17 protein-coding genes and 1 pseudogene are annotated in these 19,883 nt (G+C 35.1%); 12 read left to right on the forward strand and 6 right to left on the reverse strand.

What is annotated here, in order from left to right:
* Positions 1 to 2 precede the first annotated feature (2 nt).
* Both guaC and NP781_RS22160 read left to right on the forward strand, forming a co-directional pair.
* The gene (gene guaC / locus NP781_RS22155; RefSeq protein ID WP_004233490.1) at positions 3 to 986 is read left to right on the forward strand and encodes a GMP reductase; all 984 of its coding nucleotides are present in this window, start codon (positions 3 to 5) and stop codon (positions 984 to 986) included.
* A 194-nt stretch (positions 987 to 1,180) separates the two neighbouring features.
* Positions 1,181 to 2,911 carry a methyl-accepting chemotaxis protein gene (locus NP781_RS22160; RefSeq protein WP_221682418.1) on the forward strand — a complete coding sequence of 577 codons (1,731 nt, stop codon included), beginning with the start codon at positions 1,181 to 1,183 and terminating at the stop codon, positions 2,909 to 2,911.
* Between the two features lie 53 nt (positions 2,912 to 2,964).
* Here the strand turns inward: NP781_RS22160 and NP781_RS22165 are convergent, their stop codons facing one another.
* Positions 2,965 to 3,189 carry a hypothetical protein gene (locus tag NP781_RS22165; protein ID WP_004233486.1) on the reverse strand — a complete coding sequence of 75 codons (225 nt, stop codon included), beginning with the start codon at positions 3,187 to 3,189 and terminating at the stop codon, positions 2,965 to 2,967.
* Between the two features lie 207 nt (positions 3,190 to 3,396).
* Between NP781_RS22165 and psiE the strand changes: the two genes are divergently transcribed.
* On the forward strand, positions 3,397 to 3,849 hold the full coding sequence (gene psiE, locus NP781_RS22170; protein WP_004233484.1) for a phosphate-starvation-inducible protein PsiE: 453 nt from the start codon (positions 3,397 to 3,399) through the stop codon (positions 3,847 to 3,849).
* A 17-nt stretch (positions 3,850 to 3,866) separates the two neighbouring features.
* Here the strand turns inward: psiE and eis are convergent, their stop codons facing one another.
* A complete protein-coding gene (gene eis, locus NP781_RS22175) occupies positions 3,867 to 5,123 on the reverse strand; it encodes a GNAT family N-acetyltransferase (RefSeq protein ID WP_257520840.1) in 1,257 nt (418 codons plus the stop codon).
* A 130-nt stretch (positions 5,124 to 5,253) separates the two neighbouring features.
* Between eis and NP781_RS22180 the strand changes: the two genes are divergently transcribed.
* Entirely contained in the window at positions 5,254 to 6,261 is a 1,008-nt protein-coding gene (locus NP781_RS22180; protein ID WP_257520841.1) for a hypothetical protein, read from the forward strand.
* 151 nt (positions 6,262 to 6,412) lie between these two features.
* Entirely contained in the window at positions 6,413 to 7,561 is a 1,149-nt protein-coding gene (locus tag NP781_RS22185) for a SpoIIE family protein phosphatase (RefSeq protein ID WP_221682421.1), read from the forward strand.
* A gap of 39 nt (positions 7,562 to 7,600) precedes the next feature.
* Here the strand turns inward: NP781_RS22185 and NP781_RS22190 are convergent, their stop codons facing one another.
* Both NP781_RS22190 and NP781_RS22195 read right to left on the reverse strand, forming a co-directional pair.
* Complete coding sequence (locus NP781_RS22190) at positions 7,601 to 8,455, reverse strand: CheR family methyltransferase (protein WP_221682422.1); 855 nt, start codon at positions 8,453 to 8,455, stop codon at positions 7,601 to 7,603.
* Between the two features lie 5 nt (positions 8,456 to 8,460).
* Positions 8,461 to 11,202, reverse strand: coding sequence for an ATP-binding protein (locus tag NP781_RS22195; RefSeq protein ID WP_257520842.1), 2,742 nt, complete (start codon positions 11,200 to 11,202; stop codon positions 8,461 to 8,463).
* Positions 11,203 to 11,386: 184 nt separating this feature from the next.
* Here NP781_RS22195 and NP781_RS22200 point away from each other — a divergent pair, with 184 nt between their 5' ends.
* From NP781_RS22200 to NP781_RS22230, 7 genes are all read left to right on the forward strand, one after another.
* On the forward strand, positions 11,387 to 12,577 hold the full coding sequence (locus NP781_RS22200; RefSeq protein WP_221682424.1) for a M14 family metallopeptidase: 1,191 nt from the start codon (positions 11,387 to 11,389) through the stop codon (positions 12,575 to 12,577).
* Positions 12,578 to 12,758: 181 nt separating this feature from the next.
* Complete coding sequence (locus NP781_RS22205) at positions 12,759 to 13,088, forward strand: PadR family transcriptional regulator (protein ID WP_004233468.1); 330 nt, start codon at positions 12,759 to 12,761, stop codon at positions 13,086 to 13,088.
* Positions 13,085 to 13,492: a permease prefix domain 1-containing protein gene (locus NP781_RS22210; protein ID WP_004233467.1), complete on the forward strand. Its 408-nt coding sequence runs from the start codon at positions 13,085 to 13,087 to the stop codon at positions 13,490 to 13,492. The genes NP781_RS22205 and NP781_RS22210 overlap by 4 nt, the downstream gene beginning before the upstream one ends.
* Before the next feature lie 41 nt (positions 13,493 to 13,533).
* Complete coding sequence (locus NP781_RS22215; RefSeq protein ID WP_255601670.1) at positions 13,534 to 14,151, forward strand: hypothetical protein; 618 nt, start codon at positions 13,534 to 13,536, stop codon at positions 14,149 to 14,151.
* Between the two features lie 12 nt (positions 14,152 to 14,163).
* Positions 14,164 to 15,195 (forward strand): alpha/beta fold hydrolase, encoded by a 1,032-nt coding sequence (locus tag NP781_RS22220; protein ID WP_221682426.1) that lies wholly within the window; start codon positions 14,164 to 14,166, stop codon positions 15,193 to 15,195.
* 87 nt (positions 15,196 to 15,282) lie between these two features.
* Positions 15,283 to 15,690, forward strand: a complete 408-nt coding sequence (locus NP781_RS22225; RefSeq protein WP_004233459.1) for a MarR family transcriptional regulator — start codon at positions 15,283 to 15,285, stop codon at positions 15,688 to 15,690.
* Between the two features lie 144 nt (positions 15,691 to 15,834).
* Positions 15,835 to 16,494: a hypothetical protein gene (locus tag NP781_RS22230; RefSeq protein ID WP_257520843.1), complete on the forward strand. Its 660-nt coding sequence runs from the start codon at positions 15,835 to 15,837 to the stop codon at positions 16,492 to 16,494.
* 377 nt (positions 16,495 to 16,871) lie between these two features.
* Here NP781_RS22230 and NP781_RS22235 read toward each other — a convergent pair.
* Positions 16,872 to 17,951: pseudogene (locus NP781_RS22235) on the reverse strand (ankyrin repeat domain-containing protein).
* A gap of 200 nt (positions 17,952 to 18,151) precedes the next feature.
* Complete coding sequence (locus tag NP781_RS22240; protein ID WP_221682430.1) at positions 18,152 to 19,633, reverse strand: malate:quinone oxidoreductase; 1,482 nt, start codon at positions 19,631 to 19,633, stop codon at positions 18,152 to 18,154.
* Between the last annotated feature and the right edge of the window lie 250 nt (positions 19,634 to 19,883).

Genomic DNA, 19,883 nt, shown 5'->3' on the forward strand with positions numbered 1-19,883 from the left:
TAATGGATAACGTATTTGACTATGAGGATATTCAACTAATTCCCGCAAAATGTATTGTAGAAAGTCGTTCAGAATGTGATACTTCTGTTACTTTAGGTGGTCACACTTTTAAACTTCCAGTAGTACCTGCAAATATGCAAACAATTATCGATGAAAATCTTGCTAAGAAACTTGCTGAAAACGGTTACTTTTATATCATGCACCGTTTCCAACCAGAAACTCGTCGAAACTTTATTCTAGAAATGCAAGGAAATGGCTTAATTGCTTCTATTAGCGTTGGTGTAAAAGAAGAGGAATATACATTTATCGAAGAATTAGCAGCTGCTAATTTGGTACCTGATTTTATTACAATTGATATTGCACATGGTCATTCAAACGCTGTTATTCGTATGATTCAACATATTAAAAAGCATTTACCAAAAAGCTTTGTCATTGCAGGTAATGTAGGGACACCTGAAGCGGTGCGTGAGCTTGAAAATGCTGGTGCAGATGCAACAAAAGTTGGGATTGGACCAGGTAAAGTATGTATTACTAAAATCAAAACAGGTTTTGGTACTGGCGGCTGGCAACTAGCTGCACTACGTTGGTGCGCAAAGGCTGCTACAAAACCAATTATTGCTGATGGTGGCATTCGTACACATGGAGATATCGCTAAATCTGTACGTTTTGGTGCTTCAATGGTAATGATCGGTTCATTATTCGCTGGTCATGAAGAGTCACCTGGTGAAACAATCGAAATCGAAGGTAGAACAGTGAAGGAATACTTCGGTTCTGCTTCTGAATTCCAAAAAGGCGAACGTAAAAACGTCGAAGGTAAGAAAATGTACGTTGAACATAAAGGTAGCATTAAAGATACATTAATCGAGATGCAACAAGATTTACAGTCATCTATTTCATATGCTGGTGGCACAAAGCTAGAGGCTATTCGCAATGTTGATTATGTAATCGTGAAGAACTCTATTTTTAATGGAGACAAAGTGTACTAATTGATGTAAATCGCTATATTAAGCTTCAACATCCCCCCAATTAAGAGCCGTTTTTTCTCTTGGTTGGGGGGATTTTTTTGGGACATATTTCACTTAAAATACGGTACTTATTTTCAGAATTTTCTATTTTATTAAAAAATTATATATTATAATAGAACTATATTGAAGGAATGAAGGAACGGGGGTTGTATCTTATGAAATCAGTACGTAATAAACTTGTTAGTCTTGCTATTATAGTTATTCTACTATCAACAGGACTAGTTGGAACAGTCAATTATATGGTGGTGAAAGGAGAACTCGATCAGGTAGGTCGAGATAGTCTTAAAAATGGCACACTTGGCATACTTGAACTAATTGCCCAGTTAGATACTCAAGTTCAAAATGGGAAATTAACGTTAGAAGAAGCTCAGGAAAGTGCTAGAACACAGATCGTTGGTAATAAAATTGAAGATAACAAAAGATCCATTGATAATCCGGTTAAATATGGAGATAATTTTTATTTCTACGCTTTCCAAGATAGTGGTATGGTTGAAACTCATCCATCTCTAGAAGGACAAAATATTTCAGATTTACAAACAGAGGATGGGCGCTATTTTGTACGAGAAATGATTGAAGCAGCAAATGCTGGAGGAGGATATGTACGTTATGATTGGGCCCTTCCCTCAAATCCTGATATAGTTGCGCCTAAGATTACTTATGTAGAAAAGGACAAGCATTGGGGCTGGATTATAGCAGCTGGTACATACGAAATGGACTTTAATGCAGGTACGAATAATGTTTTATACTACACACTAGGCATGACCATCCTTGCAACGATTATTGGTGTATCACTCTTCTGGTTCTTCTCTGGACGAATGACAACCTATATACGAAAAATTATGGTCATTACATCTGATATTGCTAAAGGCAAGCTAACTGGTGATGACATACCTGTTACTACAGAAGATGAACTAGGTATACTAGCTAGTAACGTGAATAATATGAAACATAGCTTACACGAAATGGTCAACAATACAAAGGATAGTGCGTCCAAAATGCGCGTTTCTTCAGAAATGCTGAGTGCAATTACTGAGGAGACGACTGCTTCTGCTGATGAAATTCATCAAGCCATCAATGATATATCTAAGGGAGCTGTAGTACAAGCTGAGGAAGCAGAAATGGCCATTAGTAAAGTAGAAACACTATCCTCACTTATCTCAAATGCTACAGATAAATATAGTGAGATTACAGAAAATATGAATATCATTAATCAATCTCAAGAAAACGGTAGACAAAAAGTAGATGTATTACTTCAAAATTCAAGTGAGTTTACGCAAGTGATTGAGGAATTAAGAACAACTTTCTCAAGTTTGACGAGCCAAATGAAAGAAATTCATCAAGTCGTACAAACAATTACATCCATTTCTGAACAAACAAATCTATTAGCACTAAATGCAAGTATTGAAGCAGCCCGTGCAGGTGAACATGGCAAAGGATTTGCTGTCGTAGCTGAGGAAGTCCGTCATTTATCTGAGGATACGAATGAAGCCACTAATCGGGTTAGAAACCTATTACAGCGTATTGAGGTCGATACCGCTAATTCAGATTCAAAAATGATACACACGCTCCAACTGTCACAAAATCAGGCAATGTCGATTACGGAAGTAAAGGGAGCCTTTACTTTCCTAGCAGACTCCATTCATGACATTACAAAGCACCTTGTTTCTTTAGACAAAGGAATGAATGACATGGCGGAAAATCGAATAGTCGTGATGAACGCCATCAATGAAATAGCAAGTGTCGCTACACAATCTGCCGCAGCTACCGAACAAATTAACGCTTCTATTGACGAACAAAAGTCAGCAGTGACATCTATCATGCACTCCTCTATGGAGCTTCATACAGAGGCAGAGCGTATGTACGACTTGGTAGAACGCTTTACATGATAAAATACTATAAAAAAAGAATGCTACGCATATCCGTAGCATTCCTCTTTACATTATAGTTTGTTAATTACTGCGTGGATTGTTTCCTTAAGCTCTGCATCGTGATCAGCAAGATCTACAAGGTTTCCTAGACGTTCACGTAATACAGGACGCTCAATTACTAGCTTTTCATCAAGTACTTGTACCAGTAGCTCGATAATAAGTCGATCACGAACATTTAACGCTTCTTCTAAACGTTCTGGTGTAATTTTCGCATCAGTTTTTGCAGCTTTTGCCATTTTAAAAACCCCTTTTATATTTTATATTCATGCACATCTATTTTAGCATACCACTAAATTATTTTGAAAACTTTCTTTCATAAAAATATACCAAATCTTTACAAAAACCAAAGAAAAGATTTACGACAAATTGTTATATTTATATCATAATACACAGCTACTCGACCATATGATGATGTATTTACAAAACGCGATTGGAGGAATTGGATGAATCAAAAAAATACGACTTATTTACAGCTCATTAAAGCTGTGCCAAAATCTCTACAGCTATTTCTCAATGTTTGCCTTGTACTATTAGCACTGATTCTCTGTTTTTTGTTATTTAAGGAGCTAATTGAATTTCTTAAAATATTACTCTTTGCTAAGGAAGATGGTGATTATAAGCTATTCCTTGCCAATATACTTATTTTCTTTTTATATTTCGAATTCATCACAATGATAATTAAATATTTTAAGGAGGATTACCATTTTCCACTTCGATATTTTATCTATATAGGTATCACAGCAATGATTCGATTAATTATTGTGGAGCATGATCATCCTCTAAATACGTTAATTTATTCATTAATTATCCTCATACTAATCATAAGCTACTTTATTATTAATATAACGCCACTTGAAAGGCCAACACGTTCTTCCATTCTCATCAAAAAAGATTAAAAGCCCTCACGCCCATTCTAAAATGCCGATATACATGTGGGCTTTTCAAACACATAGAAGAATTGCTGTAAAGCCTGTAAATACTGATTATCGCTAATCTGTATTCGACTAAGCATAAATAGCTCTTGGACCGTTACTACGCCCATTACTAGTGATGAAAGCTCAGCTACATCTATCGTTACTTCAACATCATAGCTATCACTTTCTATCATTTTAATTGTACCGTTAACAGCCTCAACAATAAGTTGCTGATTGTTTTTTGCCAGTAACAAATCCATAACATTCAATTTAAATGTCAAAGTAACACCGTTAAAATTGCGTGTTATTAGCTCATCAAAAAAGCCCTTCACATTAATGATACGGTACATTAGACCAACTCCTAAAACGGCACTTGCGTGGTAGACACTTGGAATTAAATGATTTGTACCATTTCTTACATCCTCTAAAAAGAAATGGACATTTTCTTCTTGTGTATTCCATTCGATTCGGGTTACTTGGTCCGCTTGACTGTTTAAAAATGTACTAAGCTCTAGCAAAGCCTCAGGAGTTTCATAGATCCACTCTTTAATCACCAAATTATTGAGCATAAAATTACTATCGCTTTGCTTATTAAAAGAAAAGGCAATATAGCCCTGAACTGTACCTTCCTGTTCCATTGCAATCACATAGTTATCTGGATTATTAAAAATAAAAGATAGTTCCGATTGTGTTTTAAGAAACATCCCATGTTTTTTTGCTACTACCCTGTTGTAGCAATCTACTAGCTGTTGTTGATCTTCAACTGTCAAATATTTAAGGTGCTTTTTGGTTGGTCCTTTCGGGAAGCTTGAAGGCTCTACCAAGTATTGATAGATTTTCGGTCCATAGCCAAAACCCATTTTTTTATAAAAATCTGGTCTAAACGGATACAAGGCCACAAAATGAATATTTTTTTCTAAAAAGATGTTAAAGAAATGTTGGATTAATTCTTTTGCAGCCTTCTCTTTTTTATGTAATAAATCAACTGCAACAAGTCCTACCCCACCAATTGGTAGCATTTTAGAGAACAGATTCATTTGAAAGTCATGTAGTCGCATACCACCAATGAGTTTGTCATTTTCCCAAAGTCCATAATAATGAAGAGATTCATCATTGCTTTGATTTTGCATAAAGAGATTTTTCAGCTGTTCTTTTGTTGTTTGTGTTCCATTCAATCTTCCTGGATACGCCCCCACAACGATATTTACAAAGGCTACAAAATCTTGCTCTTTTAATAATTTCTCTACAACCCTCATTATTTCCCCTCCATTTTCAAATTGTTGCATGTTGTTCACGAATTTTTCATATTAATTTTTATACCCCATAATAACATATATTACCACGACCAATTAATGAGTACTGAAAATGATTAAAGGAGGAAAATGTATGACTTTAATTGATTCATATATTCACGAAGTGACTAAAAGGCTACATAAAAATAAACGTGAGAAAATCAAGGTTGAACTAAAGGCTACTATTGAGGATATGCTGCCAGAGCAATATTCTGAATCCGAAGTGAAGGGAGTACTCAGGAAGCTTGGAAGCCCAGTAGAAGTTGCAGCAAGCTATCGGGATACTCCCCACTTTTTAATTGGTCCAAAGAATTTTGAACAATATACAAGAACCATCAAGCTAATTATTCCTTGGGCAATTCTTATTACAATCATTGTTCAAATAATAGAGAAAATTGTTCTCTATTCTGGAGAAGAAGCACTTCTCACAACCATTATTACAGCATTTGTCGGGATTATTGCTGCAATTATTGCTGTGTTATTTCACGTTTTGTTTTGGGTTACGGTTATTTTTATTATTAAGGACCGTTCTGGGGCTGAAAAGCTTTCGATCCCTTTTCTGAGAGATACCAAGCCATGGTCACCTGATGATTTAGTACAAATTAAAAGAATTCCCAAAGATAAAATTATTCCTATAAGTGATACGATTTTTAGCCTTTTAGGGATACTTATTTTTTCTTTTGTTTACTGGAATGCCTATCGTCTTTTAGGTATTTATACAACAAATGACAACGGCAGCTTAAAATTTGTAATGCCTATCTTTAATCAAAATATTTTACAATCGTTTGTTCCCATGGTCTTACTATGTATTATCCTAAGTCTCACTTTAACCTTATTAAAATGGCGTGCAGGACAGTGGACAATGCCTATCGCCTTCACTAATGCACTACTTCAAAGTGTTGGAACGATTGTGTTTATTTTAATAGTTATACACCAAGATTTTATTCACAGCGCCTCTATCCCTTATATTGCGGCTATTACAGACACAACCTCAGCTAAAGTTGCCTTCACTATTGATAAAATCCTACTTGTCAGTATGATTATTGCTGTTTTAGCAAATGCATTTGATATCTACCAAGGATTTAAAAAAGCGAAAATATAACGCCCTTCTACTTCATATACCTAGTAAACCTTACATTAAAATCGCCAAAATACCTTTATTCTCTGATGTTTTGTATAATGATAAAGTTGAAAGTATTTTATATATGTGAAAAATAATCTGCACAATTCAATCAGAGTAAGGGGAAAGTACTATGACCATTCTTCTAGTAGATGACAATCAAGTCAATTTATTTGTCATTGAGAAAATACTAAAAAATGCAGGTTATGATAACTGTGTTTCTCTTTCATCTGCTTATGAGCTATTTGATTATTTACAATTAGATGCACCCAATCCGACAGGAAATTCAGTAGATTTAATTTTGTTAGATATTATGATGCCGGAAGTAGATGGTATTGAGGCCTGCAAACGCATTAAGCAAAATGAGAGATTGAAAGATATTCAAATCATTTTCGTTACAGCACTCGAGGATAAAAACAAACTGGCAGAAGCCCTAGACATTGGTGGTGTAGATTATATTACTAAACCAATTAATAAAACAGAGCTGCTGGCCAGAATGCGTGTTGCCTTACGTTTAAAGGCAGAATTAGACTGGCACACACAGCATGAAAAGAAAATACAATATGAGCTAGATTTAGCAACCCATGTACAAAGAAGTCTTCTTAGCCCACCGTTAAATGAGAATGACATCCGTATTGAAGTTTCATATTTGCCATCCTCTAATTTGGCAGGAGATATGTATTATTGGTACAAAATAGACGATCATCGTTATGCCATAATATTATTGGATATGATGGGTCATGGTATATCTGCAGCGTTGGTTTGTATGTTCATCTCCTCTGTTCTAAGAGAGGCGGTTAAACAATTGGTGGAACCTGAACTTGTCATCCAAGAACTGAATCGGTATATGACGCTATTACAAGATGGGAAAGAGAATAATCTTTATTATTTTACAGCGATTTATTTAATCATTGATACAGAGCAAAAAACAGTCGAGTACATAAATGCTGGCCATCCTCCTGGATATGCACTAATCGATGAAAAAACATGTATTCCATTAGATCAGGGTAGCTGTGCAGTCGGTTTCTTCGATGAAATAAAAGTGAAAAAGCAATATATTCAATATGAGCATGACATTCAAATCGTGTTATTTACAGACGGTGTATTAGAGGCAATGGGACCCTGTGAATTAGAATCAGAAAAGCATTTGCAAACGCTAACATCCTCCAAATGGGATTATTCGCAATGCCTAATCGATAACCTTTTGCCTAAGGATAAACAAGAGAATCAGCCTGATGACATGTGTGTTTTAATGATTCAAGCTAGCTCTAAAACTATATAAAAAAGCAGAGGCTATCCGTTAAAGATAGCCTCTTACTCACTAAAACATTTTTTGATAAATTCTTTCGCTTCCAGAAATATCCTTATACTTGGAAATAACCTCTTCAAATCGCAATGTTTCTTTATCCCCTAAGCATAAAAAACCTTTGTCACTTAGACTTTCATAAAATAATTGGTGTACCTGGCTCTGCAGCTTAGGTGAAAAATAAATAAGAACATTTCTGCACAGAACGACATGAAATTCATTAAATGAATGATCTGTTACTAAATTATGTTGAGCAAAAATAATATTTTTCAATAATGTTGGATGAAAGTAAGCATATTGATAATCTGTTTGATAGTATTCTGAAAAAGCATGGGCTCCTCCAGCAAGCATATAGTTTTTTGTATATGCCTGCATTTTATGAATTGGAAAGGCTCCCTTCTTAGCTTTTTCTAATACTTGCTCGTTCATATCTGTTGCATAAATAACAGATCTCTCTATTAGCCCCTCTTCCTGAAGCAAGATAGCCATCGAATATACTTCTTCACCTGTTGCACACCCTGCATGCCAAATACGGATTTCTGGATATTCTCGTAAAACAGGGATGACCGTTTCACGAAAGGCTTTAAAAAAGCTAGGGTTACGGAACATCTCCGTTACATTTATCGAAAAATCATTTAATATCTGCTCTAAAAATTCTTTATCATGAATGACCTTTTCTTGTACACGTGAAATCGTTGGGATGTTATTTATCCCCATCCTATTGTAGATTCTGCGTGAAATGGATGAACGATTATATTGCCGAAAATCAAAACCCGATAAACGATAAATAGCCTCTAGTAACAAATCAATTTCTAAATTTGTATGCTTATTTAATTGTATATTTTGCTCCAAAGGCTGAAATTGTTCCATGTTCATTAACTCCCCTTAGAAACTAACCATACTCTTAAAACTGATATTAATTGATCCAAATTTAATGGCTTACTAATATAATCAGATGCACCTGCCTGTAATGATTTATCACGGTCATTTTTCATCGCCTTAGCAGTCAATGCAATGATTGGCAAATCAATACGTTTCATTTGCTGACGAATAATAGTCATCGCTTCATAGCCATCCATATTAGGCATCATTATATCCATCAGTACAAGATCGATATCTGGATTAGCTCGCAAGATCTCTAAACATTCTAGCCCATCTTTAGCAACTAGAATGTGCATGCCTCTTTTTTCTAAAGCCGTTTTTAGCGCATAAATATTACGGTTATCATCATCAACTATTAAAATATTTTTCCCTTGAAACACCTCTACCTCTTGTTGAAGGGCTACCTCCATTGCTTGTGGTTGTTCTATTATTTGCTCCTCTTCCACCATCGTAACAGCCACTTCGTTCATGGCAAGCTTTTGGCAATGCTCCTCTTCAATTCCATTTGGCAGGCTCGGAAGCGTTAACGTAAAGCTACTCCCTTGTCCTTCAGCACTTTGCAATGTAATCCAGCCACCAAGTAACTTAGCAAACTCCTTACAAATAGAAAGACCCAGACCCGTTCCACCATATTTTCGGACCGTAGCTCCATCTGCTTGCTGGAATGATTCAAAAATCAGCTGATGTTTGTCTTTTGGAATACCTATTCCTGTATCTGAAACAGTAATTTCTAACCAATCCTTGCTTATCTCCTGCATATTATTGGTTAGTTGTTGCGGTGTAAGCTGTTTAATGTCTAATGTGACAGATCCCTGCTCAGTAAATTTAAAGGCATTCGATAATAAATTCTTTAAGATTTGCTGGAATCTCTTTTCATCTGTATAGAATACATCCACTACATGATCAGCCTTAGATATATGGAATGCTACGTTTTTCTTCCTCGCAACTGGTGCAAAGGTGTGTTCTATTTGCACAGGTACTTCGCTCATATTCACCTCATTAAAAATAATATCAAGCTTCCCTGCCTCAACTTTAGATAAATCTAATATGTCATTGATTAGAGCAAGCAAGTCCTCCCCTGAAGAATGAATAACTTTAGCAAACTCTGCTTCCTCGTCTGTTAGGTTGTGTTGGCTATTTTCTGCTAGCATTTCCGATAATATTAATATGCTGTTTAAAGGTGTTCTTAATTCATGTGACATATTGGCTAAAAATTCGGATTTGTAATTAGAGTTAAGGATAAGCTGCTCTGCACTTTCTTCTAATTCCTTCTTCGCCTTCTCCAGTTCTCTTGATTTAGATTCTGCCTCTTTCGTGCGTTCTTCAAGCTGTTCATTAATCATTGTCAGCTCTTCCGTCTGCATTTGCAATTCCTCAGATTGAGTCTGAAGCTCTTCTGATTGAACCTGCAATTCCTCGGTCATTGCTCTAGATTCATTCAATAGACGTACAATTTCCATACGCCCTAAAACACTATTAACTGTTAGTCCAAAGGTTTCAGTAACCTGTCTCACTAATTCTTGCTGTAACTTACTGAATTTAGCCATTGTTGCTATTTCAACAACCGCTATAACTTCATTTTCAAAAATGACAGGAATCAATAAAATATTTTGTGGTCTAATTTCACCTAATCCAGTTTTGATTAAACGATAGTCTCTCGGAATATTATCATAGAATAGTACTCTCTTTTCTAATGCACATTGACCGATTAACCCTTGTCCTATTTTGAAACTCTCCATACCAACACAATCATCCGTGTCAGCAAAAGCAGCCTTTTTCACAAACTGTACTTGGTTCTCTGTTACTTCCCGAACATAAAATGCTCCAAGAGATGCTTGGGTTTTCTGTGCTACTTCTGATAGGAAGGTCTCCGCTAATTTTGTAATTGCTGAAATACCTTGATAATTTGTCACGATTTCAGCTACATTGCTTTGTAGCCATTCTCTCTTTTCGACTGACTCTAAAAGTGTATTCGTTGCATTAGCAAGTTCATTCACTTCATCATTTGTATTCACATGGATTCTTCTAGTGAAATCACCTTTTGTAGCTGCTATTTCTTGAATGGTTTGTGTTACTTCCGTTATCGTTTTTACAATTGAACGGGAGATGCCACTAGCGATGACAATAGCTATTGTAGAAACTAAAATTAAGATCCCAAATAAAGCACTAGTTAATTTACTATTTTGCTTGTCTAACTGACTTGCCTTCTTCTGAGTATAAGCATTTTCAGTGGCACGGAATGAATCGAATAATTTGCGCATTTTTTCCATATCCTGACGACCATTATCCACTTTAAAAAAATCATTTAATGCTTCTACATTATTATCCTTTTTATATTGAATAGTTGGTTCGCCTGACGTTGCAATCCAATGTTCAATTGTTTCCTCTATCTCTTTAAGTTTGTCCTGTTGAGCTGGTTTATCTTTCATTTGTTGATAGAGTTCATTAAAATCTATTTTCCAATTTTCAGCTGCATTATCATAGGGTTCCAGATAACTTTGCCTACCCGTAATGATGAAAGCACGTTGACTTGATTCCATATCCAATATATATTTTTCAATTTCATTCGTTAAAGTTAGAACATTGGAATCGTACTTAATAATAAAATTTCTTTCCTTCTGCAAAGATGTAATTTGATTATTTAATATGACAACCGTGGCAAGTAAGCAAAGAATGATTACGATATAACCTAATGTAATCTTTGAGCGTATACCCATTTTTAATCTATTTAACATTTGGTTTTCCTACCCTTACCTTTCTTTTACTTTATTATGATTACTAGTATACATCTAAAAATAACTCATTTTATCCTCTTTTAGATTCTTAATAAAGAAATTTTGCTGATTTTGTATTAATAAGTCTATGCATTTTTCATATACATTTTATATTGAACCATTTCTAATTAAGGAGAGAAAACATGTGGATATTATCGTAAGGCCAGGAGATTCACTTTGGCATTTCAGTGAGGTATTTAAAATTCCTCTTCAACTCATTTTAGATTCCAATGAAGACATAAATCCTCAATTTTTAAGAGTTGGACAACGGGTTCGTATTCCTGGTTTTGTGACCAACAACTATCAAATTAAACAAGGAGATTCTTTTTGGCAGATTGCCCAAAGCCGAAATCTTCCCCTAGTCGCCCTATTGCTTGTTAATCCTGATCTCAATCCAAATCGCTTACAAATCGGTCAAATGATTCGCATACCCCAACGTATCACATGGCGTTTAGTTAATGGTAAGCAAAATTACACGTATACCCATATGATGAACGATCTCAGAAAGCTCCTTGACGCATATCCTTTTCTTCAAAGCTCAAACATTGGCAGCTCCGTTTTAGGGAAAGAGCTACCTGAGCTGTCAATTGGCCATGGTGCAAAACGTGTACACTATAATGGCTCCTTCCATGCAAACGAATGGATTACTACACCTATTATTCTAACATTTTTGAATGACTATTTGCTCGCCCTCACCAATCATAGTAGTATTCGTGGAATTTCTCCATCTTCTCTTTATCAGCAAACATTCCTTTCTATCGTTCCTATGGTAAATCCTGATGGCGTAGATTTAGTAATACAAGGCCCTCCAAATGATGAAGCATTAAGAAATCAACTAATTGCATGGAATAATGATAACGCTGATTTTTCTGGCTGGAAAGCAAATATTCATGGAATTGATTTGAATGACCAATTCCCTGCCAAATGGGAGCTTGAAAGTGCCCGTAATCCAACAACACCAGGGCCAAGAGATTATGGTGGTGAAAGACCACTATCTGAACCTGAAGCCATTGCAATGGCTGATTTAACCAAGCAGCGTGATTTTTCAAGAGTATTAGCATTTCATACACAGGGACGTGTTATATATTGGGGCTTTGAAAATCTAGAGCCCCCCGAATCAGAGGTGCTTGTAAATGAATTTAGTAGAGTAAGTGGCTATGAGCCCGTTCAATCTGCTGGAAGCTATGCTGGTTATAAGGATTGGTTTATTCAAGATTGGCGTAGACCAGGCTTCACTGTTGAATTAGGAAGTGGTACAAATCCTTTACCAATCAGTCAGTTCGATGACATTTACGAGGAGTCTTTAGGGATTTTTCTTGCTGCATTGTATATGTAAAAAGAGTAGACGAACTCCATTCGCTAAGAAATTGTCCTTAAGGGCTTTTTAGCGAATGGAGTTTTTTTATAGGAAGGTCTCATCATCATTGTAAAAAAAGGGGAATAAATTACTTTGACAGACAGAGTAATGTTTGCTACTATTACTCTGACAGATAGAGCAATAAAAAAGTAGGTGACTTATGGTTCGCAGTGATATTATCCGAGGACATTTGGATTCGATTATTTTACGGTTAATTTCAGAAAAAGACCGTTATGGCTACGAAATTTCTCAGGAAATAAGTCTCCGTACAAACAATCGGTTTCAAATCAAGGAAGCAACTTTGTATGCAGTTTTTCAACGTCTCGAAAAAAAGGAAATTATTGAAGCCTATTATGGAGATGTCTCGCATGGAGGCAAACGAAAGTATTACCGTATTACATCATTAGGTAAGGCCTATTTAAATGAGCTAGTGAAAGAATGGTCGGAAGTAAAGGAAATAATCGATTTATTTATGGAGGGCTTAGAATGAAAAGAATAAAAAACCATATTGATGAGCTTTTTAAAGACATTCCTCGAAATAACGAAACGGAAATGGTTAAACAAGAAATCATTGAAAATCTTGAAGAAAAAGTATTTTACTTGATAGACCAGGGTAAAGAACAAGAGGATGCCATTAATAAAGCCATTGTAGAATTTGGAGATATCGAAGACTTAAAGCAAGAGTTAGGTGTTAAAGAGCCAGCAAAGAAAAACATGGCCAAATTAAACTTAGAGTTCTCAATTTGGGGTAGTGGCTTAATTATTGCATTTTTTATTTTTATTAATCTTTATTACACACCACATATTATTTGGGCAATCTATCCGATTTTCGCCATTCTTTGGTGGCCTTTATCGATGTACTTCGTGTGGTCTCGTAAGAAATGGGGTGAATAAACATGAGAAACTTTATAAACTTTTCTATAGTGGGGAGCTTGATGACAATGATTTTTTTAGGGTTTGTTAATTATACGACATCTCCTCAAACAATGTGGTTTGTATATCCATGCTTATTGCTACTACTTTGGCCCATTACGTTATTCTTTATGGCTAAAAAATTGTATAAACAATACTCAATTGTTTGTAGTGCCTTAATTATTACATTTTTAATAGTTGAAAATTATATTTACGCACCAGATCATTTATGGTTTGTCTATGCGATTTATCCAATTATCTGGTGGCCAATCCTCATGTACTTAGATGAAAAGGCAAAAACGTTAAAAACAGCTCTAATTGGATGTGCTTCTACCATCATCTATTACACTATATTGAATATGATTGTATCTCCTCACTACCCTTGGGCAATTTATCCTGCTTTTTTAGTGATATGGTGGCCTCTAGCTTTATATCATGCGCAACGAAAAACCTTTGTAGCATTCTCCGTTACAGCTACGATACTAATAAGTATCTTTTTCATTACAGTAAATGTTGTTTCTTCACCAAGCGTTATATGGGCGATTTACCCTATTTTTGTTACCCTTTGGTGGCCTCTGAGTATGTATTTTTATGTGTATAAAAGAAAAATGTATCATGCTAGCTTTATGAAACGCATGTAAAGAAGGTATTGTATGAAAAGGATTAAAAAGTTCATTAAATATCTTGTCTTGATTATGACTTCCTTACTATTATTAGCACTTGTATTTCCAACATGGACATCATCTATAAAAGACATGAACAGCATCAGTACGCTAAAACAGGTAGAAATTAACGGCAGTGACCATGAAATCATGATACGGGGCCATAACAAAAATAATCCTGTAATCCTCTTTGTCCATGGCGGACCAGGTTGCTCTGAAATACCCTACGCTAAAAAATATCAAGATTTATTGGAAACCGAATTTACAGTGGTGAATTATGATCAAAGGGCTAGTGGGAAGTCTTATCATTTTTTTGAGGACTACTCCAATCTTTCATCTGATTTGCTTGTGGAGGATTTACTAGCACTGACTGACTATATTGCTAATGATCTAGATAAAGAAAAAATCATCTTAATTGGTCATTCCTACGGTACATATATTGCCACACAAGCAGCTGCTAAAGCTCCTGAAAAATATGAGGCCTATGTAGGGATTGGTCAAATGAGTAATACCATTGAAAGTGAGATGGACAGTTTACACTTTACGATCAAACAGGCTCAACTTAAGAGTAACACAGAGGATGTTGCACATTTACAAAGGTTAATGGAGGAAATTAGTAGTGGTAAAACATTTACGCCTCGTCATTTAGTGAGCAAATACGGTGGAGCTACAAGACTCATTACTAACCCTGATGGAAATATGTTAGGGATGCTTTTTAGTACCGAATATAATTTGTTAGATATTATTCGCTATAGCAAGGGGATATCCCTATCCCAAGAAGTTTTAGTAAACGAAGTCTTACAGTCCCCACTTCCTGCGAAAGTTAATTCACTGACTCTTCCTTTCTATTTTGTAATGGGAGATTATGATTATCAAACATCATCGAATAGCGCTAAAAAATACTTCGACCAAATTATCGCGAAGAAAAAAGAATTCATAGCATATGAACAATCTGCTCACTACCCCCAGTTCGAAGAAAAAGAGAGATTTTTCGAATGGATGCGTACGACTTTTAAAAAATAAATATTTCTTAAAATAATTCTACACTTGGTACCATTTATTTAATTGCTATATAATTTAATTATTAAATATTTTAATGGACGTGATTATATGCCAGAAAATCTAAACAATGTAGAAATTATTATGAAAGAAATGCTGGAAATACAGCAGAAGTCGAAGATGTTTGTAGATCTTTTATCTGAAGGAGAAGCGTTATCACAAAACCAATTAATATTGCTCCTACAGCTAAAAATAAATAATGGGATGAAGGCAACAGAAATTGCTGAATTCTTTAGTGTAACACCTGGAGCTGTAACTTCCATGTGCGATAAACTAGAAAAACTCGAACTCATACAAAGAATTAGGGAAAATAATGATCGACGTGTAGTCAAAATGGCTTTAACCAATATTGGTGACATGAAGGTTCAAGAAATCTTTTTAAAGTTTTCTCAGGATAAACTCATAGACATGGCCAACATCTTACGCGAAGTAAACCTATTAATGAATAAAATTTTTTAGGATTTCAACAAATTGAAATCCTTTTTTTATTGTTTAATTTAAGCAATGCTTTTGTTCTTGACAAATGGAAGTAGCATATAATTTAATTAATATATATTTTAATAATTAAAATATATATTAATTAAATTATAATGAGGTGATTTTATGTTTCAAAAACTCCGTACCCTTACACAAACGAACGGCACAATTAAACATTTGAATGCTGATTATGAACAATTAAACATTCGAGGAGTTGTATCTTTACATCAAGAAGCACACTTAATAAAAGTGTCCACTCATGGTCATAGCTCCTTCTATTATCCAGTTACAGCGCAGATATTTAATAGCTCTGGCTCGTGTAAGCTAAAGAATTATTGCCAAATCGGAGAACTTACAAATGCCGGGAATATTAAAATACGTAATGGTTTCATCCAAAAAATCAATAGTTCTGGAAAGCTAATGGTTGAAGAGAAATTACAGAGCGAGCAATTTGATGCTATTGGAATAGTCAAGGCTGTGGAAATAATCGCAAATCACTTTCATTTAAAGTTATCGGGAGAAAGCGAAATTAACAGGTTAAGGGCTGAAAATGTGATAATAGAAAAGGATAGGATTACCCTTCTTCCGTTATTTAAGAAAATATTACGTTGTCACACAGTTAGTGGAAAGCATTTACAATTATCTAATACAAATGCAGAATTTGTGGAAGGGGAAGTCGTCCAAGTGGGGGAAAATAGTGTAATCGGGACACTTTACTATACGGATGATTATTCAATAGCTTCCAGTTCAAAGGTGCATCACATTATACGGAGGGAAAAAGAATGATACTTCTAAAAATGCTAAAGACTTTTTTTTGCTCATTAGCTTTAGTGGTATTATCTGTACTTTACGTTGGATTACTTTTAAGCGCTGGCTTATCCATAATCGCTGGTTTTTTAAGAACATTCGGAGTCGATCAAATTAAAATGGGCATTTGGTATGGCGTAGACCTTCCTGTTATGTTCAGCATCCCCTTCGCCCTGTTAGTAGCTCTTCTATTGTTCTTTTGTGCCACATATATTAAACGTTCTATTGTTTTTTGTTTGTCAAATCTTCGAATATAAAGCAATAAAAAAGTAAGCATATTTTTTAGATAGAATATGCTTACTCTCAACAACTTTAAATAAGTTGATTCACAATTTTATCAGCAGTTTTAAGCATTGCTAAAGCTCTCCTTCAAGAAAACGGATAAGGTATATTTCAGGTCTACCAATAAATTCTTTAAAACTACATAAATTAGCATACTCCTCATGCTCCACATCATAGCACCCTATTTGGCCTTCTCCTTTTGGGTTCCAGACTATTTGCAAATCAGAGTAATTGTCGATATTTGCGGAAAGAAGGAGGAGCTTTCTATGACCTAGTATCATCTCAATTGTATCAGTTAGTTTGAAAAAATCGATATAGTGAATGTCAAAATCATTTGGTGCAAGCTCAAGATGCAGTCGATCTCCTGACAAAAAATTCATCAATTCATCTGGTAACTTGTATTTTTTCAATGTCTCTTTTTTGTTTTCAATAGTGTGGAGTTCTATTGGTTCAAGAGCCTTTAAGTAATTTGCTAGTTCCATATTTTTCATACGTACAGCAATTGTATAAGCTCTCTCACCATCTTTCTCCGCTAAAGTGACGTTTGCACCTCGTTTAATCAAATAGTTCACCATAGCTATATTTCCCATTCGTGTTGCAACTGTTTATGGTGTTGCTTTATAGGGATAGACCATATCAGGCTTTTGATAATTAATATCTACTCCTTGATCAAGTAAATAAGTGACTGTTTTTTTATCAAAATTCGACACAGCCTGACGCAATACTGGACCTCCATGCTGCTTTATATCAAGTCCAAGTTCATGAATAAGAGGGATATTTCTTTTATTGCCATAGTAGGCCTGAGAATAGGCTCCAGATCCAACTTGATTATAGCCATCTAATTTGGCTCCTTGTTCAACAAGGTAACGTACTATATTTTCTTTACAATATCGAACAGCCCTTAAAAAAGAAGGATTTTTTTCCACATTTAAATTAACCCCATATTCAACTAATAATTTTACTACATCCAATCTTTGTGCAATCAATGCTAAATCCAATGGGCTTAATGATATATGCTGACTTAAACATATCTCTTCTTCAATATTCCAGCCTTTATCCCTCGCAACTTGCAAAGCCGTAATATTACCAGTATAGATATACATTGCAAGGTCCGGTAGTTCTGGAAATGTTCCAATATCTTGTAGCTTAATCATCTATAGATTGGCTCCCTTCTTAATGTATATACAAAGTATAGAAAACTACCATCTATATCACAATGGGACATAGAGCTATAGTGTCATAAAACACAGGACACGATTTATAATTTCCCAGGAAAGAATTTATTCAAATTAAAAATAGCTCTCAATCAGAATAGATTGAGAGCTATTTCTTAAACGCTTACCATGACTTACTTTTATTTTAAGCCAAGTGCTTTATCTGTTGTTGCATTTATTTCTTTTAGAAGCTCAGGGTTTTCTGCTAATGATAGACCATAAGATGGAATCATTTCTTTAATTTTTGGTTCCCACTCCTTGATATGTTGAGGGAAACATTTATTAAGAACCTCAAGCATAACATGTACAGCTGTAGATGCACCTGGTGAAGCTCCTAGTAAAGCTGCAATCGAGCCATCAGAAGCACTTACAACTTCTGTACCGAATTGAAGTGTTCCTTTACCGCCAGCTTCTGTATCTTTAATTACTTGTACACGTTGTCCAGCTACGATAATATCCCAATCATCACTTTTTGCATTTGGAATGAAATCACGTAACTCTTCCATACGTTGTTCTTTTGAAAGCATAAGCTGTTGGATTAAATACTTTGTTAAGCCCATCTCTTTCACGCCCGCAGCTAATAAAGTTGTGATATTATGCGGTTTTACAGAAGCAAATAAATCCATATTTGAACCTGTTTTTAAGAACTTAGGAGAGAAACCTGCGAATGGTCCAAATAGTAATGATTTCTTGTTATCAATATAACGTGTGTCAAGATGCGGAACCGACATTGGTGGAGCACCAACTTTTGCTTTTCCGTATACTTTTGCATGATGTTGTTCAGCTATTTCTGGATTATTACATGCTAAGAATAAACCGCTAATTGGGAATCCACCAATATGTTTCCCTTCAGGAATACCTGATTTTTGTAGTAATTCTAGGCTTCCTCCACCAGCTCCAAGGAAGACAAATTTTGCTGAATGATATTCCATTTTACAGCCGTCTAAATCGTGCACACGTACTTCCCATGTACCATCACTAGCTTGTTTTAAACTTTCAACACTATGATTATAGTTAACATCTACATCTTTTGCTTTTAAATGATCAATTAACATACGTGTTAAAGCACCAAAGTTAACATCTGTACCAGTGTCAATTTTTGTTGCAGCAATGTCTTCACCAGCAGGACGATTTTCCATAATAAGTGGAATCCATTTTTTTAGTGTTTCAGGGTCATTAGAAAATTCCATTCCTTCAAATAAAGGATTTTTTGTCATCGTTTCATGACGTTTCTTTAGAAACTCAACATTTTCTTTCCCTTGTACTAAACTCATATGTGGTAAAGGCATAATGAAGTCTTGTGGATTATTGATCAGCTTATTGTTTACAAGATACGACCAAAACTGTCTTGAAACATGGAACTGTTCATTAACATTAATCGCTTTTTTGATATCGATTGATCCGTCTTTTTTCTCTGATGTGTAGTTCAGCTCACATAATGCAGCATGTCCAGTTCCCGCATTGTTTAATTCGTGAGAACTTTCCTCGCCTGCTTTTTCAAGCTTTTCAAACACTGTAATTTTCCAATCTGGTGCTAATTCTTTGAGTAATGTTCCCAAAGTTGCACTCATGATTCCGGCACCAATTAAGATAACATCTGATTTAATTTGTCTGTTACTCATTTTTACCTTCCTTATATGTTAAGATTTGCAGAAAGGATGTAAGCACTCCCACTTTAGAAGTACTGTAGCCATGGAGCAACCTCGGAGCACACCATTTCTGTATCAATTATTACCTTATTGCAGTTTATCACAATTAGTTCAAGAATAAAATATCAACTATTTATATGAGAGTTATCAGCTTTTTTCGAGACTTTCCGATCATAATTCAAGCAAAAAAATCACTTTTTGTTCTAGATGAAAATTGAATTAT

It is taken from the genome of Lysinibacillus sp. FN11 (assembly GCF_024628845.1).
GTDB classification, from domain to species: Bacteria; Bacillota; Bacilli; order Bacillales_A; family Planococcaceae; genus Lysinibacillus; species Lysinibacillus capsici.

Bases quoted from the DNA above. Each gene is read 5' to 3' on its own strand.
- guaC (WP_004233490.1), top strand. From the start codon at position 3: ATGGATAACGTATTTGACTATGAGGATATTCAACTAATTCCCGCAAAA.
- NP781_RS22160 (WP_221682418.1), top strand. From the start codon at position 1,181: ATGAAATCAGTACGTAATAAACTTGTTAGTCTTGCTATTATAGTTATT.
- NP781_RS22165 (WP_004233486.1), bottom strand. From the start codon at position 3,189: ATGGCAAAAGCTGCAAAAACTGATGCGAAAATTACACCAGAACGTTTA.
- psiE (WP_004233484.1), top strand. From the start codon at position 3,397: ATGAATCAAAAAAATACGACTTATTTACAGCTCATTAAAGCTGTGCCA.
- eis (WP_257520840.1), bottom strand. From the start codon at position 5,123: ATGAGGGTTGTAGAGAAATTATTAAAAGAGCAAGATTTTGTAGCCTTT.
- NP781_RS22180 (WP_257520841.1), top strand. From the start codon at position 5,254: ATGACTTTAATTGATTCATATATTCACGAAGTGACTAAAAGGCTACAT.
- NP781_RS22185 (WP_221682421.1), top strand. From the start codon at position 6,413: ATGACCATTCTTCTAGTAGATGACAATCAAGTCAATTTATTTGTCATT.
- NP781_RS22190 (WP_221682422.1), bottom strand. From the start codon at position 8,455: ATGGAACAATTTCAGCCTTTGGAGCAAAATATACAATTAAATAAGCAT.
- NP781_RS22195 (WP_257520842.1), bottom strand. From the start codon at position 11,202: ATGTTAAATAGATTAAAAATGGGTATACGCTCAAAGATTACATTAGGT.
- NP781_RS22205 (WP_004233468.1), top strand. From the start codon at position 12,759: ATGGTTCGCAGTGATATTATCCGAGGACATTTGGATTCGATTATTTTA.
- NP781_RS22210 (WP_004233467.1), top strand. From the start codon at position 13,085: ATGAAAAGAATAAAAAACCATATTGATGAGCTTTTTAAAGACATTCCT.
- NP781_RS22215 (WP_255601670.1), top strand. From the start codon at position 13,534: ATGACAATGATTTTTTTAGGGTTTGTTAATTATACGACATCTCCTCAA.
- NP781_RS22220 (WP_221682426.1), top strand. From the start codon at position 14,164: ATGAAAAGGATTAAAAAGTTCATTAAATATCTTGTCTTGATTATGACT.
- NP781_RS22225 (WP_004233459.1), top strand. From the start codon at position 15,283: ATGCCAGAAAATCTAAACAATGTAGAAATTATTATGAAAGAAATGCTG.
- NP781_RS22230 (WP_257520843.1), top strand. From the start codon at position 15,835: ATGTTTCAAAAACTCCGTACCCTTACACAAACGAACGGCACAATTAAA.
- NP781_RS22240 (WP_221682430.1), bottom strand. From the start codon at position 19,633: ATGAGTAACAGACAAATTAAATCAGATGTTATCTTAATTGGTGCCGGA.